The organism is Flaviflexus sp., from assembly GCF_052087705.1.
Taxonomy (GTDB): Bacteria; Actinomycetota; Actinomycetes; order Actinomycetales; family Actinomycetaceae; genus Flaviflexus; species Flaviflexus ciconiae.
The window spans coordinates 12,119-31,716 of the sequence record NZ_JBQCYC010000007.1 but is presented as its reverse complement, the minus strand read 5'-3'; the positions used below and the strand labels follow the sequence as shown (position 1 = coordinate 31,716).

Annotated in this window: 17 protein-coding genes and 2 pseudogenes; 9 read left to right on the top strand and 10 right to left on the bottom strand. The window is 59.5% G+C overall.

From position 1 onward, the window contains the following. Positions 1-320: 320 nt before the first annotated feature. Both ACTHUY_RS05130 and ACTHUY_RS05125 read right to left on the bottom strand, forming a co-directional pair. Positions 321-986, bottom strand: a complete 666-nt coding sequence (locus ACTHUY_RS05130) for a DUF1801 domain-containing protein (RefSeq protein WP_441677937.1) — start codon at positions 984-986, stop codon at positions 321-323. Positions 987-1,010: 24 nt separating this feature from the next. Then, on the bottom strand, positions 1,011-1,934 hold the full coding sequence (locus tag ACTHUY_RS05125) for a VOC family protein (protein WP_441677935.1): 924 nt from the start codon (positions 1,932-1,934) through the stop codon (positions 1,011-1,013). A 509-nt stretch (positions 1,935-2,443) separates the two neighbouring features. On the opposite strand from ACTHUY_RS05125, the gene ACTHUY_RS05120 reads away from it, so the two are divergent. From ACTHUY_RS05120 to ACTHUY_RS05080, 9 genes and pseudogenes are all read left to right on the top strand, one after another. Further along, positions 2,444-2,875, top strand: a complete 432-nt coding sequence (locus tag ACTHUY_RS05120) for a Fur family transcriptional regulator (protein WP_126704760.1) — start codon at positions 2,444-2,446, stop codon at positions 2,873-2,875. A 26-nt stretch (positions 2,876-2,901) separates the two neighbouring features. Continuing rightward, a pseudogene (locus ACTHUY_RS05115) lies at positions 2,902-3,995 on the top strand (catalase); the annotation flags it as partial. A 9-nt stretch (positions 3,996-4,004) separates the two neighbouring features. Then, a complete protein-coding gene (locus ACTHUY_RS05110) occupies positions 4,005-4,403 on the top strand; it encodes a catalase-related domain-containing protein (protein ID WP_441678047.1) in 399 nt (132 codons plus the stop codon). 615 nt (positions 4,404-5,018) lie between these two features. Further along, positions 5,019-5,315: pseudogene (locus ACTHUY_RS05105) on the top strand (transposase); the annotation flags it as partial. Beyond that, a complete protein-coding gene (locus ACTHUY_RS05100; protein WP_441677933.1) occupies positions 5,245-6,075 on the top strand; it encodes an AI-2E family transporter in 831 nt (276 codons plus the stop codon). The pseudogene ACTHUY_RS05105 and the gene ACTHUY_RS05100, both read left to right, overlap by 71 nt. Before the next feature lie 201 nt (positions 6,076-6,276). After that, positions 6,277-7,014 carry a ribose-5-phosphate isomerase RpiA gene (gene rpiA / locus ACTHUY_RS05095; RefSeq protein ID WP_441677931.1) on the top strand — a complete coding sequence of 246 codons (738 nt, stop codon included), beginning with the start codon at positions 6,277-6,279 and terminating at the stop codon, positions 7,012-7,014. Between the two features lie 415 nt (positions 7,015-7,429). After that, the gene (locus ACTHUY_RS05090; RefSeq protein ID WP_126704756.1) at positions 7,430-8,110 is read left to right on the top strand and encodes an AIM24 family protein; all 681 of its coding nucleotides are present in this window, start codon (positions 7,430-7,432) and stop codon (positions 8,108-8,110) included. 180 nt (positions 8,111-8,290) lie between these two features. Beyond that, a complete protein-coding gene (locus ACTHUY_RS05085) occupies positions 8,291-8,413 on the top strand; it encodes a hypothetical protein (RefSeq protein WP_441677929.1) in 123 nt (40 codons plus the stop codon). A 280-nt stretch (positions 8,414-8,693) separates the two neighbouring features. Continuing rightward, complete coding sequence (locus tag ACTHUY_RS05080) at positions 8,694-9,692, top strand: NAD-dependent epimerase/dehydratase family protein (RefSeq protein WP_441677927.1); 999 nt, start codon at positions 8,694-8,696, stop codon at positions 9,690-9,692. On the opposite strand, the gene ACTHUY_RS05075 is transcribed toward ACTHUY_RS05080, so the two are convergent. The 8 genes from ACTHUY_RS05075 to mvk all read right to left on the bottom strand — a co-directional run bounded on the left by ACTHUY_RS05075 (position 9,667) and on the right by mvk (position 19,246). Beyond that, the gene (locus ACTHUY_RS05075; RefSeq protein ID WP_126704754.1) at positions 9,667-10,548 is read right to left on the bottom strand and encodes an SDR family oxidoreductase; all 882 of its coding nucleotides are present in this window, start codon (positions 10,546-10,548) and stop codon (positions 9,667-9,669) included. The genes ACTHUY_RS05080 and ACTHUY_RS05075 overlap by 26 nt on opposite strands. 216 nt (positions 10,549-10,764) lie before the next feature. After that, complete coding sequence (gene poxB, locus ACTHUY_RS05070; RefSeq protein ID WP_441677925.1) at positions 10,765-12,477, bottom strand: ubiquinone-dependent pyruvate dehydrogenase; 1,713 nt, start codon at positions 12,475-12,477, stop codon at positions 10,765-10,767. A 293-nt stretch (positions 12,478-12,770) separates the two neighbouring features. Beyond that, positions 12,771-13,919: a hydroxymethylglutaryl-CoA synthase gene (locus tag ACTHUY_RS05065; protein ID WP_441677923.1), complete on the bottom strand. Its 1,149-nt coding sequence runs from the start codon at positions 13,917-13,919 to the stop codon at positions 12,771-12,773. 36 nt (positions 13,920-13,955) lie between these two features. After that, positions 13,956-15,011: a hydroxymethylglutaryl-CoA reductase gene (locus ACTHUY_RS05060; protein WP_441677921.1), complete on the bottom strand. Its 1,056-nt coding sequence runs from the start codon at positions 15,009-15,011 to the stop codon at positions 13,956-13,958. Further along, a complete protein-coding gene (gene fni, locus ACTHUY_RS05055; protein WP_441677919.1) occupies positions 15,008-16,105 on the bottom strand; it encodes a type 2 isopentenyl-diphosphate Delta-isomerase in 1,098 nt (365 codons plus the stop codon). The genes ACTHUY_RS05060 and fni overlap by 4 nt, the downstream gene beginning before the upstream one ends. After that, the gene (locus ACTHUY_RS05050; protein WP_441677917.1) at positions 16,102-17,169 is read right to left on the bottom strand and encodes a phosphomevalonate kinase; all 1,068 of its coding nucleotides are present in this window, start codon (positions 17,167-17,169) and stop codon (positions 16,102-16,104) included. Before ACTHUY_RS05050 ends, fni begins: the two co-directional genes overlap by 4 nt. Then, the gene (mvaD, locus tag ACTHUY_RS05045; protein ID WP_441677915.1) at positions 17,166-18,149 is read right to left on the bottom strand and encodes a diphosphomevalonate decarboxylase; all 984 of its coding nucleotides are present in this window, start codon (positions 18,147-18,149) and stop codon (positions 17,166-17,168) included. The genes ACTHUY_RS05050 and mvaD overlap by 4 nt, the downstream gene beginning before the upstream one ends. Beyond that, complete coding sequence (gene mvk, locus ACTHUY_RS05040) at positions 18,146-19,246, bottom strand: mevalonate kinase (protein ID WP_441677913.1); 1,101 nt, start codon at positions 19,244-19,246, stop codon at positions 18,146-18,148. Before mvk ends, mvaD begins: the two co-directional genes overlap by 4 nt. Between the last annotated feature and the right edge of the window lie 352 nt (positions 19,247-19,598).

Sequence of the window (19,598 nt, the reverse complement as noted above, 5' to 3'; positions counted from 1 at the left end):
AGGAGTGGCCACGAATCTTCCAAGAATCTTCAGCGATCGTCACGCGCCCCCGGCACCAAATTCGGCTCGATCACGCGCATAACTCAGCACGCAGCAGCTTCGCGAACGTGCGCCAATGAGCTCACCATTGCCTTCAAGCACCGACCAATTCAGCCCGCCCAACTAAGTCATGTCGTACCTGGCGAATTAGTGCACTGGCCTAGCCGCCGGGTGACAAACCGGCCTAACAGCCCGAGAACAAAAGGGAATGTGCGTGTCGCATGAAATCGATACAATGAAGGCAATGTGGGGCACACACGTGGCGGTTTTTGAGGGCGCCTCTAACAGTCCCCCGGCTCCGTTTCCCAGGAGTGCTTGATCAGCTCGGCAAGGATTGAGAGATCGATGTCCTCAAGCTTGTTGACGTAAACGCAGGAGACGGCGGTCTTGTGTTTACCGAGCTTGCCCAGGAGTTCCTCGCTGCGAGGGTGACCCTGGAGCCCGTAGAGGGATAGGGACGATTTGCGGGGGCTGAAGCCAACATGAAAGGTGTCGCCTTCGCGCCCGGTGGCGTACCTGTAGTGGACGGCTCCGTAGCCGACCATGCTCGGCCCCCACATGACACCCTGCTCGCCCGTGGCTTCAGAGAAGATCTTGAGCAGTTCCTTCCCCTGCTTGACGCGGGCGGGCCACTCGAGCGATTCGATCCACTCTTCCGGATCCTGTGAGGTTTGGGCGGTCTTGATATCGGCGGCATTCTCACCGGTATGTCCCTTGGTCCATGTTGATCCCTTCGCCTCGGGAATGTCTCCAACGAGTCCGCCAAGGCCCCTTTCCATGAGGGCGTCGTGGACTGTTCGCAAACCGGCTTTGCCGACCCCGTGGAGCTCGAGGAGCTCCCGGTAGTCGGCGCCGTTGAGTGATTCAAGATCTGTATAGCCCGCTAGCTTTACCGCATCCCGGAAGGGGCGCCCCACTCCGGGGATCTGGTCGAGAGGTGTTCCCATGGAAACAATCTAGCGGGCGGCGCGTCAGAGCGACAGCAGTTCATCCGTGGTAATTCCCGGGAGGGAAAGGCTGACCTGGGTGTTCCACGGATCCACGGTCACAACGGAGGTGCCACTATCCGTGTAGGAGATCTTCTTGTCCTTGAGACGAGCCACCAGAGCGTCAAGGTCTTCACGGCCAGGAACGGTGACTGCCACGTTACCGAGGCCCAGGCTGGCAGCACGCGGGCCGGAGCCTGCCGAGTTCCACGTGTTCATAGCAACGTGGTGGTGGTAGCCACCAGCCGAAGCGAAGAGTGCCTGGCTGCCGTAATCCAAAGTCGCTTCGAAGCCGAGGCCCTCGACGTAGAAATCGCGTGCGGTAGCGATGTCGCCAACCTGAAGGTGGACGTGGCCAACCTTGCCAACGGTCTTCGGGGCAGCATCGTAGATTTCCTGCGTCAGGTGGTTCTTAAGGAATTCATTCGGGTCGAGGTAAAGGGTTGCCATCTTGACCTGACCATTGACCCATTCCCACTGATCGCGCGGGCGGTCGATGTAGAGCTCGATGCCATTACCTTCGGGGTCGGTGAAATAGAAGGCCTCGGAAACAAGGTGATCACCGGCACCAACATACTGGCTACGGGGGTCCTGTGCGGCTCGGTACAGCGTGGCGGCAAGAGCACCGGGCGTATCGAACAGGAATGCCGTGTGGTAGAGACCGGGCTTCGACGGATCCACACCGGGAAGACCGGGAGTCGCAACGAGCCGCACGAAGGGCACGCCGTTGCGTCCCAGCACTCGGTGAACCTCGCGGCCGTGGGACTGCTCCTCGATCGGCTCAAGTGCAAGAGCCTTAGCGTAGTAGGAGGACATAAGCTCGAGATCCCCCACACGGAGAGTCACGGCATCCATGCCCGTCGCAGGGTTAAGAATGCGACCGTCTGCAAGTGTCGTTGTCGTCATCATTTTCTTCTTCCTCGAGCTACATGCCGAACCATGCATCTCGCAAGTTCTTCCCGAGCCTAAAGCCCAGTCATTTCCGTTTCAACTACACTCTAGAACTACATAGTTGAAACTGCAACTACTTGTTCTGTGAGGCCGCCAACCGGCAACTTGGCGCCAGCAACCGAACCCAACAACCAAGCCGGCCGGAACGAGAGCATTCTTCCCAGAGGACAATTCGAGCAGGCCCCAGCCCCACCGCGGAGCGTTCACCGCCACCTCCGAGACCGCCAACACTCGGAGAGCCGCGCCCGGAACGACCGCACTCCCTGCCGGCCGGACATCACAGATTTTCTTCTACAAAGCCTGACATCCCGTAACATCTCCTATAAACACGGAATTTTCTTGACGTACTTCAGGTTCGCGAAGGCGCTTGGCCTAGACTTACGCAAAGAGGATTCGCAGAAAACACGTCTTTCTTCGTAGAAAATCGTTTATTGGATTAATTCCAGTTTAGTAGTTAGGGTTGAGGTATGGCTTCCGACGAACACGTTACTGCCCTGCGTTCAGCAGGTCTTCGTGTTACGGCTCCGCGGCTGGCAGCCCTCGCTGTCATTACAGAGAACCGGCATTCCGATGCTGAGTTCATTGCCGGGGAGGTTCGAGAGCGCCTCGGATCAGTGTCAACGCAGGCCGTCTATGACGTCCTGCATGCGCTGACCGATTGCAATCTCGTTCGCAAGATCACGTTAGATGGACGCAAGTCACGTTACGAGATTCGGGTGGGCGACAATCACCACCACATGCTTTGTCGCAACTGCGGCCGAATCGAGAATGTGCCCTGCCATGTTGGCCAAGCTCCCTGCATGCTTCCCGAAGAAGATCACGGGTTCACAGTGGACGAGGCTGAAGTCATCTATCACGGTCTATGCCCGGACTGCCTGGAGGCCGCTCATGAAAACTAGCGCGCTACGAAAGATGATGGCTGACCATGACTCAATCCGATTTTACGAAGAAATCTACAACCGAAGCTGGTGCACCTCGCGAATCTGATGCTCATTCGCTGAGCGTCGGTGCTAACGGCCCCCTCCTCCTCCACGACGTCGCTCTTGTTGAGAAGCTTGCACGCTTCGACCGCGAGCGCGTTCCCGAGCGTAGCCCTCACGCGAAGGGCTCTGGCGCTTTCGGCACGTTCGAGGTTCTTGAGGATGTTTCCGCCTACACGAAGGCCGACTTCCTCCAGCCGGGCAAGAAGACCCAAATGCTGGCCCGTTTCTCGACGGTTGCTGGCGAGCTTGGCTCCCCTGACTCCTGGCGCGATGTACGCGGCTTTGCCCTGAAGTTCTACACCGAAGAGGGCAACTTCGACATGGTCGGCAACAATACGCCGGTCTTCTTTGTTCGCGATCCCATGAAGTTCCCTGACTTCATTCACTCGCAGAAGCGCATGCCCGACTCGGGCCTGCGTTCGAACAACATGCAGTGGGACTTCTGGACCCTCTCCCCCGAGTCGGCTCACCAGGTTGCGTACCTCATGGGTGACCGCGGCCTGCCCCGCACCTGGCGTCACATGAACGGCTACTCCTCGTTCACCTACATGTGGGTGAACGAGGCTGGCGAGAAGTTCTGGGTTGTCTACCACTTCCACACCGATCAGGGTGTTGAGAACATGACGAACGAGGAAGCTTCGAAGCTTGCTGGTGAGGATGCTGACTTCCACCGTCGCGACCTGTTCGACGCCATTGAGCGTGGCGAGTTCCCGTCCTGGACTCTGTCGGTCCAGATCATGCCGTACGAGGATGCGAAGACCTACCGCTTCAACCCGTTCGACCTGACGAAGACGATCTCGAAGAAGGACTACCCGCTTCACAAGGTTGGTCGCTTCACGCTGAACGAGAATCCGACGAACCACTTTGCACAGATCGAGCAGGCTGCCTTCTCCCCCGCGAACACCGTTCCGGGCACCGGCGTCTCCCCTGACAAGATGCTTTCTCCTACCCGGATGCTCAGCGTCACCGCATCGGCACGAACTACAACCAGATTCCGGTTAATCAGCCGATCACCGCGACGAACTCGTACGACAAGGAGGGTGCGATGCAGTACCACCACACGGGCAACGCTCCCGTGTACGCACCGAACTCGTACGGTCGCGCCTATCAGGACACTCAGGGCCCGGTCGAAAACGGCTGGGAAGCGGACGGCGAGATGGTTCGCTCCGCTTACTCCCTGCACGCCGAGGATGATGACTTCGGTCAGGCACACACCCTGGTCCGCGAGGTTTTCAACGACGAAGAGCGCGAACGCCTTGTTGAGACCGTTGTTGGCACCCTTATTCCCGACGTTGTCGAGCCCGTCCTTTCGAACGTCTTCCAGTACTGGAAGAACATCGACCAGGAGGTCGGCGAGCGCATCGAGAAGGGCTACTACGAGCAGTCCGGCACTCAGGTGCCCGGTGGCGATCCGATCGACGGCGAGCCCGAAGCAATTAGGTAAGCACCCTCCACGCTCGTGCAGTTCGTTCTGAACACAAGCAGATAGGCCTGCACGTGAGCGCGTAAGGCTGTCGGCACGCGGGGACCCTCGCAGGCGGGCAGCCAAGCAACAATGGGGCGGGGCTCTGGGACATTCTCCCGGGGCCCCGCCCTTTTGCTCTTATCCGGCTCAGCACCAATACCGGCCTGAACGGGCTCATTACCAGGCACAACGCGAGCACTCTGTCTTAATTGATCAGGTTCTGATCGCGTGGTTATGCCAGGCTTCTGGCATGATCGGTGACACGATCAGCATGTCTGCCCGGTACATGCCCGGCAGGTAGAACCTCAGGCACTACGTCGGGCAACCGGAAGCGGATTGTCGTGATTCTGCGTAAGAAGAGGAAACGGGCCACCGAGACACCGCCGCCGGTCCACCCGGCCGCCGTTCACTCCCCCACCGTGCAGCCGCACAACGTTCCCATCGCTTCTGACACTGCCCCCGGCGTTTCGAGTAGTGCTCCTTAGAGTGGTGTAGCCACATGGTGGTCGTGTGCGTTATTGCTGACACGAGCGCGGTCACCGTGGGATCCTTCGAGAAAGCTCACTAATTCTCACTCGAAAGGACATCGCCACGATGACCGCTCCTCATATTATCGACCCTGCAGGCCTGCTCCGCGAAGCCCTGGCCGAAGCATCTCCAGATCTCATGCGAGATCTGCTCCAAACCGTGATCAATGCTCTGCTCTCCGCCGACGCCGATGCCGTGGTCGGGGCGGAGTGGGGCAAACCCAGTCCCGACCGGCTCACCCAGCGCAACGGCTACCGCCACCGGCCCCTGGACACCCGGGTCGGCACAGTGGATGTTGCTGTCCCAAAACTGCGCTCGGGCACATATTTTCCCGACTGGCTGCTCGAGCGCAGAAAACAGTCCTTTACCGTGGGACTTTTCTGCTGAGGATGCGTCAGCGCAACTATCGGATCTTGTCGATACCGGGATTGCTTGGCTTCAGGACAATGCTGGGGAAATCTCTGCACAGGTCATGTCGAGTGCTTCCGCGATCGGCACGTTCATCATGATCGTTTCCCTTGCCGCTTTGGCCACCATTTTCTTCCTTATGTCGGGCGCTAAAATGTGGCTCTGGTTCCTCAACCAGCTTCCGGACAAGAACAGGGACGTTACCCACAGGGCGGCCAGTGCGGCCTGGTTGTCGTTCTCGGGTTACGCGCGCGGCACCGTGATCGTTGCTGTCCTTGACGGGGTCCTGGCTTTCATTCTGCTTCTGATCCTCCAGGTCCCTCTCGCAGCGCCGCTCGCTATCCTTGTCACCATCGGTGCTTTCATCCCGCTCTTCGGTGCCCCGATCGCCATGATCATCGCAACGATTGTTGCCTTCGCCGCCAACGGCCCGGTCACTGCGCTCATAGTTCTTCTCGGAGTTGCCCTGATCGGTCAGCTCGAAGGTGACGTGTTCCAGCCTCCTGTCATGGGCAAGCAAGTATCACTCCATCCGCTTGTTATCGCTATCGCTGTCCTGACAGGAACATTCCTCACCGGTCTTGTTGGCGCAATCATCGCCATCCCGATCCTGTCGTCACTCTGGGCGATGTACAAAGTAGTTCGCAGACAAGACCCTCCCAGGGAGAAACTGCCCGAAGCGAACGCAGAACAGCTCCTCGAGAAAGACAGTTGAGGAAACCCGCAGTCATACGGGCACCAAGGCATCAACTCGCTCCCGCCTTTCACGGAGGCTCGTCACGGGTGTGCTCAGGACAGCTTCCACACAGGGGACTGCTCTTTCGCATCGGACCCCGCCAGCGCCGTGGGACCAGGGGTCTCATCCGTTCCGCACACCTGTGGAGTATCGTTGTGGCAACGGAATGAAGGAGGGTCCATGGGGACTGATTCGAGAAATGAGCAGGCCAAGATCGCAGCGGGTGTCTATGCTGCTTCCCTTGTTGAGGACGGACAGAAGGTCGGCCTCGGTTCGGGTACCTCCGCCTGGCATTTCATCCGTTCACTAGCCAAGCGAATCGAAGAAGGCCTCGACATCATCGCCGTGCCCGCTTCGAAAGCAAGCCGCGATCTCGCACAGGAATTGAACGTCCCCCTTGTCGAGCTCGATGATATTGCTGGTCTCGATATCTGCATTGACGGTGCCGACGAAGTCGCTCCCGATGGGTCAATGATCAAGGGCGGCGGGGCAAACCTGCTGTGGGAGAAGATCATTGCGGTTAACTCCGCAAATATGCTGACCGTTGTTGACCCCTCCAAGATTGTCAAGACTCTTGGACAGTTCGCTCTCCCAATCGAGGTAACCCCGGCCTACTACGGCACAACGATCCGCAACATCCGCGAACTGCTAGCAGAAAAGGGCTGGGAAGCCGTCTCCGTCGAACGTCGGATGAATGGGGATAGCCCGGTTATTACCGACAACGACAACTACATTGTTGACGCGAAGCTCGAGACCATCACCGACCCCGCGGGCCTCGCCATCGCCCTCAACCAGATCCCCGGCGTCGTTGAAAACGGCCTGTTCCCAGCCATGTCCAAGGGCGTCATCGTCGGCAGGCCGGACGGCACTGCCGAGTTCCTCGAGATCGGCTTCGACCCGGCCGCAGCCAACGCCTGATCCCAATGCTTCATGTGGTGGGGCCGCGAGAACGAATGGCTTGCCTGCAGCCCCACCACATCTCGCACTTGTCGCCGTCCTTCATTCCATCCAGCTCCACTGGCCTATCTCCCATTTAGGCCCATCTCCCACTTGCCTCCCGCACCTCATTCCGGCCTCCCTCTGCGCTCTGCGGGAACAATCACGGAACAGTTACCGAACAAGGTCATGGCGAGCGGGACTGCGCCACACGCTTCCGGCATGACTCGGTCCTCAAGCGGCGCGCGCAATAGATCGTCGTTAGTTCTCTTCCCATGACAGAACGCCGATCTGCGTCTAGACTGGCTCTTATTCGTAACCCACATCACAAGTCACTTTGGTAGTGCTTCCACGCGGGTTTTCGTTTCCCGTTTTCTTCCCGTAGCAAGGACCCGTTATGAGATCAGCACTGTTCGATCAGCAAAATCAGGAGCGTCAAACCGAGGAGAGGTGGGCGCTCCAGTCCAGCAAGATGCTCCGTTGCCGACTTGTCCCGGGAGCTCCCGAGATTGTCGCAGCACAGGGCGCAATGGTCGCCTATCAGGGCAACATGGACTTCTCATACCAGGGGTCCGGTGGCGGCATGAAGATGCTGAAGAAGTTTGCGACAGGTGAGGGCGGGAACCTCATGAAGGTGAGAGGACAGGGCGAAGTGTTCCTAGCACGGGAGGCTCAGGACATTTTCCTCATCACGCTCGAAGGCGAAGCCCTTACTCTGAACTCGGCAAGCATGCTTGCCTACGACGATTCGCTCCGCTCCGACATTCGTTCCCTCGGCGGCGCAGGTCTCATGTCGGGCGGTCTCTTCAACTACTTCCTGGAAGGCCACGGCACGATCGCCGTCACAAGCGATGGTCCTCCCATGCTCCTTGACTGCTCCCAGCAGCCCACCTTCGTTGATCCCCAGGCAGCTATCTGCTGGTCCCCCAACCTCAGCCCATCCCTGAAGAATGATTTCAAGATGGGATCTCTCATCGGCAGGGGATCTGGAGAATCCTTTCAGCTGGGCTTCCACGGTCCCGGTTTCGTTGTTGTCCAGCCCTCCGAGGGCAGGCAGAACCAGAAAATGCTCGGTTAGACGCTCCACGACAGGCATAACAGACCACGCCAACACCCCACCGCGCAACGCCAATAAAGCACTGCAGAATGCACCCGGTCAGGTAAGTGTCCCTTTTTCCGTTAGCGGAATAAGAAACAATGCCAGCGGATAGGGCACTAGCGTTACCCGTAAGTAGCATCCAGAAAAGGAGAAGAATCCATGGGTGGAAAGCACGCCAAGCAGGATCACGATAAGGATCAGGATCTCGAGAAGAAGGCCTCGGAAGAAGTGCCCGCTGAGGGCGAGCGTACTGACGACGCCGAAGAGCAGCGCGAAGACTAACCTAACCGTTGAGGCCCGGGACTGACCTGTCCCGGGCCTCAATGCCCCCGCAACTTCACGCCCTACACCATCTGACTGCTTCCAGTAGGCAGGCGCAGCGCCTCCTTAAGCACGACCTGGCGTGGTGTTACTGCGCGACACGGCGCTACTTTATGACGTGGCGCTACTGCGCGATGTGGCCCTTCCAAGCGGACCGCTTGGTGCACGAGGTTCTTTCAGTACCTTCTCCCCCGCGGTTCCGTCATTTACTTGTTTTCCCTATCGATCAGCAAAGGCAACCATGACCCTTCTTGTCCTCGGAGGCACTGGATTCCTTTCCTCCGTTCTTGCCCGCACCGCCCTTGAGAATGGCATCGAGGTGGTGTGTGCGGCTCGCGGGATAAGCGGCATGCCCCCGGAAGGTACCCGCTTTGTTCGCTGGGACCGAGAAGACGCGATGCCGGAGGAGCTTGCCACCATCTCCCCCGACGTGGTCGTCGACGTCTCGTCCAAGCCCGGGCACGTGAGAGAAGCAGTGGGTGCTTTCCCGGATTCTCGCTGGATCTATCTTTCGTCGATCTCTGCCTATGCTGACTTCTCTTCACCGGGCGGATCTCCCGCAAACACCCCTCTGCTGAAGCCTGCCGGCAATCCTGACGAGGTTGACATGGAGAACTACGGCGCCTGCAAGGTTGCATGCGAGAATGCCGTCGCCGAGATATCGAATCGCGTCATTATTCGCCCCGGCCTGATTTCGGGCCCCGGGGATCAAAGCAACCGGTTTACGCATTGGCCTACGAGACTTGCCCAGGCATCTGCCGATAGGAAGCCGTATCTAGCGCCAACCCCTCCCACGGATCTGGTCCAGTGGGTTGATGTTCGGGATCTCGCCGAATGGATCATCGACCTTGCACAGAATTCGGTGACAGGCACATTCGACGCAGTCGGTCAGGCAGCTGAACGTGGGGAGTTCCTTGTTGCTCTAACCCAACTATTCGATCCGGCGCCGGAACCGCTCTGGGTTGGCCCAGAAGACCTTACCGAGAATGAGATCCGCCCCTGGGCGGGCCCACGATCTCTTCCCATGTGGATCCCGGACCAATCGATGGTGGGGATGATGGCGAGAGACCATGAGCCGGCCGCAGAGGCGGGACTGAAAACGAGGAGCCTGCGAGAAACCGCGAAGGATACGCTCGACTGGTATCTCAACCACGGCACCCCGCTTGGACTAAGCCGCGAGGATGAACTTGTCGTGGTCGAGAACGTATTTGCTGCTAGGGAGCTAGCTTCCCACCAGTAACCGAGAGGGACTCACCAACGACGTACGAGGCCTCATCGCTTGCCAGGAAGACATAGGCCCCTGCGAGCTCAGCAGGCTGTCCGGCCCTACCGAGCGGAGTGTTCTGGCCGAAGGATTCGATCTTTTCCTGGGGCTGACCGTGCGAGGGCTGCAGCGGCGTCCATATCGGCCCCGGGATTACGGAGTTCACTCGGATCCCCTCAGGTGCCAGCTGCTGGGCGAGGCCCTTCGCCAGATTGTTCATGGCTGCCTTCGTCATCGCGTAGTCCAGCAATGTATCCGACGGATCGTATGCCTGGATCGATGAGGTGAAAATGATGGAGGAGCCTGGCTCCAGGTGTGCCAGTGCTGCCTTCGTCACCCGGAAGGAGCTGTAGATGTTTGACTTCATGACACGGTCAAAGTCATCTTCGGGAATGTTCTCCAAGCCGTCGTGCCACAGCTGACGGCTCGCATTGTTGACGAGGATGTCGAGACCGCCGAACTCCTCAACGGTCTTGGCAACAATGTGCTGACACTGCTCAAGATCGCAGAGATCGCCCGGGAGCGCGAGAGCTTTCCTGCCCGCTTCCTCAATCGCCGCAATCACCCGGTCAGCGTCCGCTTGTTCCTCCGGCAGATAGGAAATAGCAACATCGGCGCCCTCCCTCGCATAGGCGACAGCAACGGCCGATCCGATCCCGGAGTCACCACCGGTAATCAGAGCCTTCCTGCCTTCCAGCCGACCGCGTCCCACATAGGAGTCCAAGCCAATATCGGCCTGCGGCTCAAGCTTCTGATCAAGCCCCGGGTCCTTCTGGGTCTGTCGGGGCGGCGAGATCTTCGGGTAGAGATGACGGGGATCGTTGAGAGCCATAATGATTATTCCAATCTGGTTGTCTAGGTTCTAGATGAATGTCTCGGTTGCAGATAGCTAATATTCCGAATAAAAAGTGCGGGTCTTTAGAGTGCTGGTGCGGGGTGGGGAGCTCGTAGGGTTTGAGTACGATCCGCGCGTCCGGCACGCCCAGTCCAATCGCATCCGACTCGCGAGTGCGCGCTCGCCGCAGTGGCAACGCCTTATCGGGCGTGCTTAGAAGAACCTGCGGAGGTTGGCTTTGGCGAGGTCGACGAGCTCGTCTCCCCTGCCGTTAAGGACGGTGCGCAACGCATAGAGCGTGAAGCCTTTGACCTGCTCCAGTTCGATCGAGGGCGGGAGAGTCAGTTCCTGTCGCTCGGTTGTCACATCCAGGATTGCCGGACCATCATGCGCCAGGAACTCCTTAACAGCACCCGGCAGGTCTTTCGACTTTTCGACTGTGAAGCCCTTGAGCCCCACGGCCTCCGCGAGCGCCGCAAAGCTGGGGTTCTCCAGGTCCGTGCCGAACGTGACAACTCCCGCGGCCTTCATTTCCAGCTCAACGAAGTTGAGGGAAGAGTTGTTATAGACAACGATCTTCACCGGCATGTCGTACTGCTTGAGCGTCAGAAGGTCACCAAGGAGCATGGCGAGGCCGCCGTCTCCCGCGAGCGCTACGACCTGACGGTCGGGATGGGATGCTTGGATACCGATTGCTTGGGGCATGGCGTTGGCCATGGAGCCGTGGCTGAAGGATCCAATGAGCCTTCTCTTACCGTTCATGGTCAGGTGCCGGCTTGCCATAACGACGGGCGAACCAACATCTGGAATGAAGACAGCATCATCGTCCGCCGCTTCGTCAATCAGCTTGGTCAGGTACTGGGGATGGATGGTTTGACGAGAGGGCGAGGCAAGATCATCGAAGTCTTTCTTCGTCTTCTCGTAATGCTTGAGCATCTTGTCCAGATGCTTCGACGACTTCCTCTTGGTGAGGTGCGGGAGAAGAGTTTCAATCGTTTCCTTCACCCCACCGATAAGTGGGATATCAACGCGTGTGCGCCGACCGATCTGTTCCCCGCGAATATCGACCTGAATGATCGTGGCATCCTCGGGAAAGAACTGCTGGTACGGGAAGTCGGTTCCCAACATGAGAAGCGTCTGCGCGGATTCAAGTGCCCGATATCCGGATTCGAAACCGAGTAGCCCCGACATTCCCACGTCGTAGGGATTGTCGTACTCGATGAACTCCTTGCCCCTGAGGGCATGCACGATCGGGGCTTGGAGGCGCCCCGCTATTTCAACAAGTTCATTGTGGGCACCTTCAACTCCTGCCCCCGCGAGGATTGTGACCCGGTCACAGTCATTAAGCGCTTCGGCAGCTTTGAGTAGTTGCGCCTGATCGGGATAGGTGGAGGACGGGTAGTGCCGGATAACCTCCGGCTCGGCCTCAATCTCGGTGAGGAGAGTGTCCCCTGAAATCACGAGAACGGCCACGCCGCTCTTTGAGAGCGCTTCCCTCATGGCGATCCGCAGGAGCCTCGGCATCTGCTTCGCATTCGATACATGCTCGACATAGACGGAGCATTCTTCAAAGAGTGACTGCGGATGTGTTTCCTGGAAGTAGCCGGAACCAATCTCGTCGGAGGGAATGTGGGAGGCAATGACCAGCATCGGCACTCTTGAGCGCTGAGCATCAAATACTCCGTTGATGAGGTGGAGATTGCCTGGACCGCAACTCCCAGCACACACGGTCAATTCACCGGTTGTCGCCGCTTCCGCCGCGGCAGCAAATGCTGCCGTTTCTTCGTGACGCACGTGGATCCAATCAAGGTCGCTCTCGCGAATGGCATCAGTGAACCCGTTGAGGGAGTCGCCAGCAAGTCCGTAGACTCGCCGCACCCCGCTTGCGTTCAGTGTGTCGACAATGTTCTGGGCAATGGTCGGCATGTGTCCTCCCGCGGGGCGCGTTATTGTTCAGTTGCTCCAGGTGCACGCGAATATCCAAGAAGTTAGCGGACGTCCGCGAACGAGCCTGCGTGTTCCCCCAACCTACGGAACAAACCCCTGCAAAAACAGGTTTAGTACAAAGTGCTTTCAGCCTCCACCCAGGTAAAACAGCTGGTTGTGGGGATGGAGTCGCATGACTCAACTTCACGAAGGCGGGAGACATGACAGTAGACGCTAGGCAATAAGAAACCCCGACAGTTCATACTGCCGGGGTCCCTCGGTTGCGTTAGTTCTTAACGAGCCTCGTACTGGCGTACGCGGTCGGTGACGCCGGTGAAGCGGAACGGTGCGTCCGTGACGGTGGCGGGCTCGTAGTTTTCGGACTCGCCGACGTAAGCGTTGTGGAGGTTGCGGTACTGCTCGAAGGTGATCTCTTCGCGGGAATCGAGGGATTCTGCGACATTCTCCGGGTGGAGGTGCTCGGTGTAGCCAGGCTGCACAACGGCGGTGAAGAACTCAGCAACAGAGCCGGAGCCGTAGGAGAACAGGCCGAGGCGCTTGCCTGCGAGATTCTCGTTGCCGTGTAGCTGGGCGGCGAGGCCAAAGTAAAGGGAAGCAGTGTAGGAGTTGCCGATCCTCCGGTTGTAGGTCATCGACTCTTCGATGAGCTCGGAACCGAGCTCCACGCCGACGTGCTCCGCAAGCTTGGTATGTGCCTTCCTCGCCATCTTCGTGAACGGCTGATGGTGCATGAAGCGATGAATGTCGGAAACATTGAGGTCACGGCGGGCCGCAAGATCATCCCAGGCACCGATCGTTGCATCGAGGTAGGCATCGAGAGACAGCTTGCCTTCGACGAATGGGGTGGACGAGTCGTTCGGCCGCCAAAAGTCATTCACATCGGCAGTGAACACACCGGACTGGGGCTCGATAACAACAAGGTTCGGGTCGGCCGCAACCAGCATGGCAACGGCACCGGCTCCCTGGGTCGGTTCACCACCGGAGTCGACCGCGTAGCGGGCGACGTCAGAAGTAATGACGAGCACCTGGTCCTCGGGGTACCGCGCAACGTGGTTGACGGCGGTTTGGAGGGCTGCGGTGCCGGAGTAGCAGGCCTGCTTGAACTCGACGGTGCGGACCGCGGTCGGGAGGCCCAGGAGACCGTGCACAAACACGCCTGCGGCCTTGGACTGGTCGATGCCGGTCTCGGTGGCGAACAGGACCATGCGAATCTTTGACGGATCGTTACGGTCCAGCAGTCGCTTCGCGGCGTGGGCTCCCATGGTCACGACGTCCTCGTCGGGGGCCGGGACGGAGAACTCGTCTTGGCCGAGGCCGAGCTGGTACTTGGCCGGGTCCACTCCGAGTGCTTCCGCCATGGAGTCAAGCTTGAGGACGTAATGCGTGGTTGCGACGTCGAGGTCGTGGATTCCGATATTCACGGATTTTCTCCTTTGCTGCGCCAGAAGAGAGCTGGCCTAGTTCTGTCCCCGTTCGAGGGAGACGTGGGCTGCCATGAGCTCACCCGGATTGGTCTGTGCTGCCAGCAGGGACAGTTCCCCACATAGGACGGTGCCCGCAATGATGGCGGCGAGTCGCCTCGAGTTTTCACCCGGTTCGCGGTCTTCCCGCAAGCCGAGCCGCTCCATGGCGACGTTCACGTGCTCGAGATGCTTACCGTTGCCGACGGTGCCAACAATGAGGTGGGGCAGGGAGCACGCGAAGTACAGGCCCTCCTCACGGTTCTCGGCATAGGTCAGGCCCTGAGAGCCTTCCACAATGTTTGCCGCGTCCTGTCCCGTTGCCAGGTAGAACGCGAGAAGCATGTTGGCGAAGTGGGCGTTCGAGGAACGCAGGGCACCCGCGATAGTCGATCCCACGTAGTTCTTGCGAACAACGAGGTCTGTCACCTTATCGGCCGTGGTCTTTAGTGTCGAGGAAACAATGTCGTGGGGAATGAGAATGTCGGCTTGGACGGCACGGCCACGGCCGAGCGCACCGTTGATCCCGGTGGGCTTCTTATCGGTGCAGAAGTTAGCGGAAATCGAACCGTAACCGAGGCCCAGATCCCAGGACAGGATTGTCGACATGAGTGCGTCAGAGGCCTGGGTCGCCATGTTGTGTCCCGAAGCATCGCCCGTGCTAAAGGCGAAGCGGACGAACAGCAGGTTGCCAACGATCTCGGGATGGATTTCAATGAGACGAGCATAGCGGGAACCCGCCGACACAACGGCGGCAAGTTCATCAAAGCGTGCTTCGATCTCGGTCTGTGCACGGTAGGCGTGTGCCGCGTCGCGAGCGGTGAAGAGGACGGAGCGGGTCATGCGCTCGTCGACAACGGTGGCGACAATGCCATTCTCGACGAGGCGGGAGACCTTAGCGCCACGACCAACCGAAGGCCACAGCGGGGTTTCGTAGGTGGCGAGCGGAACGTCGATGTCACCGGTGACGGCGTTACCGGTGAACCGGATTGGACCGACCCAGCGGGTCGGGATCTGGGTCATCGTCGTCTCCGAGTACGTTGACTTGCTCATCTGTCCTCCTGGCTCCGCCGAGCAAGGGCCGCTCGGTCGATTCCTCGCACATCCGCGAAGTCGCGGGACTGCCCGCCAATAAGAATGTCAGTGTATTCCATTGCGGCCGGGCTCGCGGCTCCGACCAACGCCATCATCTCTCCCACGCGCGTACTCCAGGTCTCCAGAACGGACGTCATCGCGTCCGCTCCTTCGTTCAGCGCAACCTTCAGGAACGTACCGGCGACGCCAACGGCGCGAGCGCCGAGAGCTAGGGAAATCATGATGTCGAGCGGGTGGCGCACACCGCCGGAAGACAGCACGGCGAAGCCCGGATCCGCGCCCGGCCCGACAAGGCCGGCCGCTCGAGCATCGAGCAGGCACTGCACTGCGGAGCCGCCGAAGCCGTTCAGGTACGAGTAGTCGTCGTGTCCCCCGTCGCGGCGGTGGTTCTCGATCTTGCCGAAATCTGTTCCGCCCTTGCCGGCCACGTCGACGATGGTGACGCCAGCGTCTCTCAGCTTCAGTATGGTCTTTGCGGACAGGCCAGCGCCCACCTCTTTGACCATGAGCGGGACGTCGATGGAAGACGCTATGGATTCGATAAGCCCGAGCCAGGAAGAGAACTCTCTATCCCCCTCGGGCATAACGGTCTCCTGGACCGCGTTCACGTGGAGTTGAAGCCCGTCTGCGGACAGCAGGTCGATTGCCCGCTTTGCGTCGTCAACGCTACGGCCCGCACCGATGTTGGCAAAGACAATGCCGTCCGGGTTCTCCTCGCGGATCACCGTGAAGGAGGGAGCGGTTTGCGGGTAGTCGAGGGCAATGCCAACGGAGCCGGACGCCATGGTGATCCCCGTGCGGGACGCGGCAATCGCCAGGTTCCGGTTAATGATCATTGCCGTGTCCGTGCCGCCGGTCATGCCGTTCACGTACAGGGGTGCCGGATAGGTCCAGGGACCAACCTGAGCGCTCAGATCAACCTGGTCACGGTTAATACCATCGAGGGCGTGGTGGATGAAGGAAATATCGTCGTAGTCGCGGCGCGGCAACGGGTTGTCCTGCTGCTCGGAGGCGAGACGGATGTGGTCATCCTTGCGGGAAGAAACAATCATGACAGCTCCTCCACCATGAGATTGAGTGGCCGAATACCGTTGCTTGACCATTCTTCCAGCATGCTGTCAACCGGCAGATCCGAGTCGATCAGTGCAATGCCGCAGTCGCCGCCGCCGGCGCCGGAAGGCTTGCCGGTAGCTCCGTAGCGTTCTGCGATATCGCAGAGCAGGGAAAGCTTGTCCGTTTCGATGAGAATTCCAGACGACGCTTCAAGGTCAAGGAGGTTTTGGCGGGCAATCATAAGAAGGTTGGTGACGCCCTCAAGATCATCGGCCTGAAGTGCGGAGACCAGCTGACCAACGCAGCGCTTTGACGACTGGAGGAACGTCTCGTAGTCAGGGCTGTCCTTCGGGCTCGCCTTCTTGACGGAACCAACGAGAGCAGCGGTCGAGGCCGGGGACCCAGTCCACCCCACCTGGAGGGAGATGCTGGGCGGGGTGTGCAGTCGGCGTACGGCAAACGGCCTCCAGCCGTCTGCCTCAAGTGATTCAGTGACCGAATGTGTTTCTGCGAACGAGCGCAACGATTCGCGGTCCGGTGAGGAGTAGGCAATCCAGCCGCCGTAGGTGGAGGCCGCAATATCCCCACCGGACGCCCGGGGCGAGATCTCGATCGTGGCAAGCAGGGCGAGCTTGAAGCGTTCGAGGTCGGTGAGCGCAAGCCCATAGAAGGTGTTCATGGCGGAAACGGTTGCGACAACGACCGCTGCGGAGGAGCCGAGGCCGAACTTCTGGCCGTCAGCATCATCGAGTTCCGACTCAATGGAAAGATCAAAGTAGGCGGGGGCGACGCCCCGCTCCGCGCGGATCCTCTCGACGGTCGAGATAACGCTAATGACGTAGTCGACCTGGCTCTCCACGACGACCTGGCCGGAGGTGTCCCTCCGCCACTCCACCGGCATACCGTACTCCGAAGAGTGGATTCGGCCGCGGTTTTCAGACTCGGTGAGGGTCACGGTAATAAAGCGGTTGACGGCTACGAGAACCGCGGGATATCCGGGTTCCACAACGGCGTATTCGCCGGCAATGAAGAGCTTGCCGGGGGCTTTGGCTACAACGGTCACGGAGCATCGTCCCCGACGAGGTGGGCTCCCCTGCCGGGGCGGAGGACCTTCGCCTCCCCATCCTTCGTCAGGTCCCGCAGGCGCTCGGAGACGACCTCGGCATGTTCGGGCCGGGTGATCGCAAAAACATTCGGCCCAGCATCAGCCGTTCCGTAGGTTTCGATACCGCCGGCACGAAGCTGTGCAATTCTGTCAAATACCTCAAGGCTGGTGGGGTTGAGGTAACGAATCGACGGTCGGGAAGCCGCGATAACGGCATGCATTCTCATCGCGTGCGTCTCGGCGATCTCACCAACGAGCGTGAAGTCACTGTCCTTGCAGGCACCGATCATTTCCTTCAGGATCTCCTCGGTCGAGGTCACCCAGGCGGGGTAGAATGGCGAGGTAGTGGCGGTAGCCACCATGCCCTTGCGGGAGGAGACGGCCTTCTGGCCGGTTGCCACGGGAACAGCAATCATTGCCATGTCGGGCGCCGGGATCTCTTCCGCGTAGGACGACTGATCGTCCCCGGCGTGCCAGACCGCGAAGCGGTCAACCAGGGACCGGGAAGCGGAGCCGGAGCCGCGGCGAGCGAGACGGGAGAGGTCGCGGATGGAAAGCTCAAGGCCGTAGGCGGACGATGCTGCGACCGCGAGTGCAGCGAAGCCGGAAGCGGAGGATGCCATGCCGGCGGCGGTGGGGCCGTCGTTGACGGAAACAACCCGCGCGTTCTGATCGGCAGTGTCCAGGCCAGCGGTGCGAGCGAAGTTGCGAACGAGGTCCAGGAAGGCGATAACGCGGGATGCTCCCGCTTCGCCCTGCTCGGCGCCGTTGAGGCTAAAAGAGTCAGTCTCGTCGAGCGTCACGGTCGTCGTTGTCGCGAAGTCGTCGAGAGTCATGGACATGGATCCGGCCGCGGGAAGGATAAGATCCTCGTTGGCTTTGCCCCAGTATTTGACGAGGGCAATATTTGGATAGGCCCGTGCGGTCGCCTGTGTCACGCATTCTCCTGGTTGTCGAAGAGGGCCTCGAGGCCCGTCTCTTGATCATATTCGTCCGCGAGATCAGAAGGTACGAGGGATGTCTTCCATCCCCTCGTGGCACCCGCTTCGGTAAAGTCCTCGATCAGAGCCGAGGCATGATCCTGATCCTTCGCAAGCGCAAGAACGCATCCGCCTAGCCCCGATCCGGTGAGTTTCGCACCGAGAGCATCGCCCTTGTGCGCGGCCTCAATCAGAGCATCGAGAGCGGGGGCGGATACTCCGAGGCGGACAAGCTGTTCCTGGCCTTCATACATGTGCGTGCCAAGCTTGTTCTCGTCGCCGGTTCCGAGCGCTTCGATCGAGGACTCGGCAAGATCGGCAAGGGATTCGATGATCGAGTCAACGTAGCGGGGTGTCTGCTCCCGGAGCATGCGGACGCCGTTGACGGCGGCCGAAGTGGAACCGGATGTGCCGGTGTCAGCAATGACGAACGTGAGGGGCTTGGCCACTTCCACGTCGGTGGGGTTGCCCTTTTGGAAACGAACCGGGGTGAGCGACCGCACGGCGTGAGCATCGAGACCCGATGAGGTTCCGTGGGCAACGTTCTCGGCAATCTGAACGAGGTTGAAGGTCTCCTCGGCCGAAAGGGTCACGCCGGCCGCATTACTGACTGCCCGGACCATTGCGGCAGACACGGCCGCGGAGGAACCAAGTCCGCGTTCCAGCGGGATCGTTGAGGAAATAACCACCTCGCAGCTCTCTATGTTGAGACCAACCTGCTCGGCGGTGGCACGAAGAGCCGTGATCACGGGCTTGAGTTGCCTGGGCGCCTTCGAAATATGACCCGTGTACAGATCCGAGGTGATCGTTGCGGACGCTGAAGTGCGAACCGAGGCCGCGGTCTGCAGATCGAGAAGCGGCAAGGCTACCGCCGGGGCGCCGTAGACCACGGAGTGCTCTCCCATGAGGATCGCTTTGCCGTGGGCGCTTCCCAGCCCGCCGTGGGAAACTCCGCGTAGCGCCCGCCCTGCCCCCAAAGACAGATGGTCGCCGAAGGTCGGGTCCGCCTCCGGGGGTGTCTTGACGTTAATGTCGTTTGAATCGGGTTTCTGCATGCTCACTTCGCGTGCCCGGATGCCGGGGTTCGGCAAGAAGACACTTTTCCTAGTATTAGAAACTATTTAAAGTTACACAATTTAGGTTAGCTTGACCATGCAGTGCTTCACTCGCAGTTGTAGTGTGAAACGCAGATGATTGTACTCACACGATTCACTCTGTTCCCCGTGGAATAATTCGGGACTGGCCAGTAACCGGGGATTATTCCCTCACAGGCAATTGTATTATTTGTCCGAAAAACTGGCAGTTCCGGGATTCCGCGGCAGGTGTGTCTTGACCTCGATTAGGAAAAGACAGCGTTGGAATAAGCCTCCAAATCGCGCCAAGACTGCGCGTGCCATTCGTCTCTAG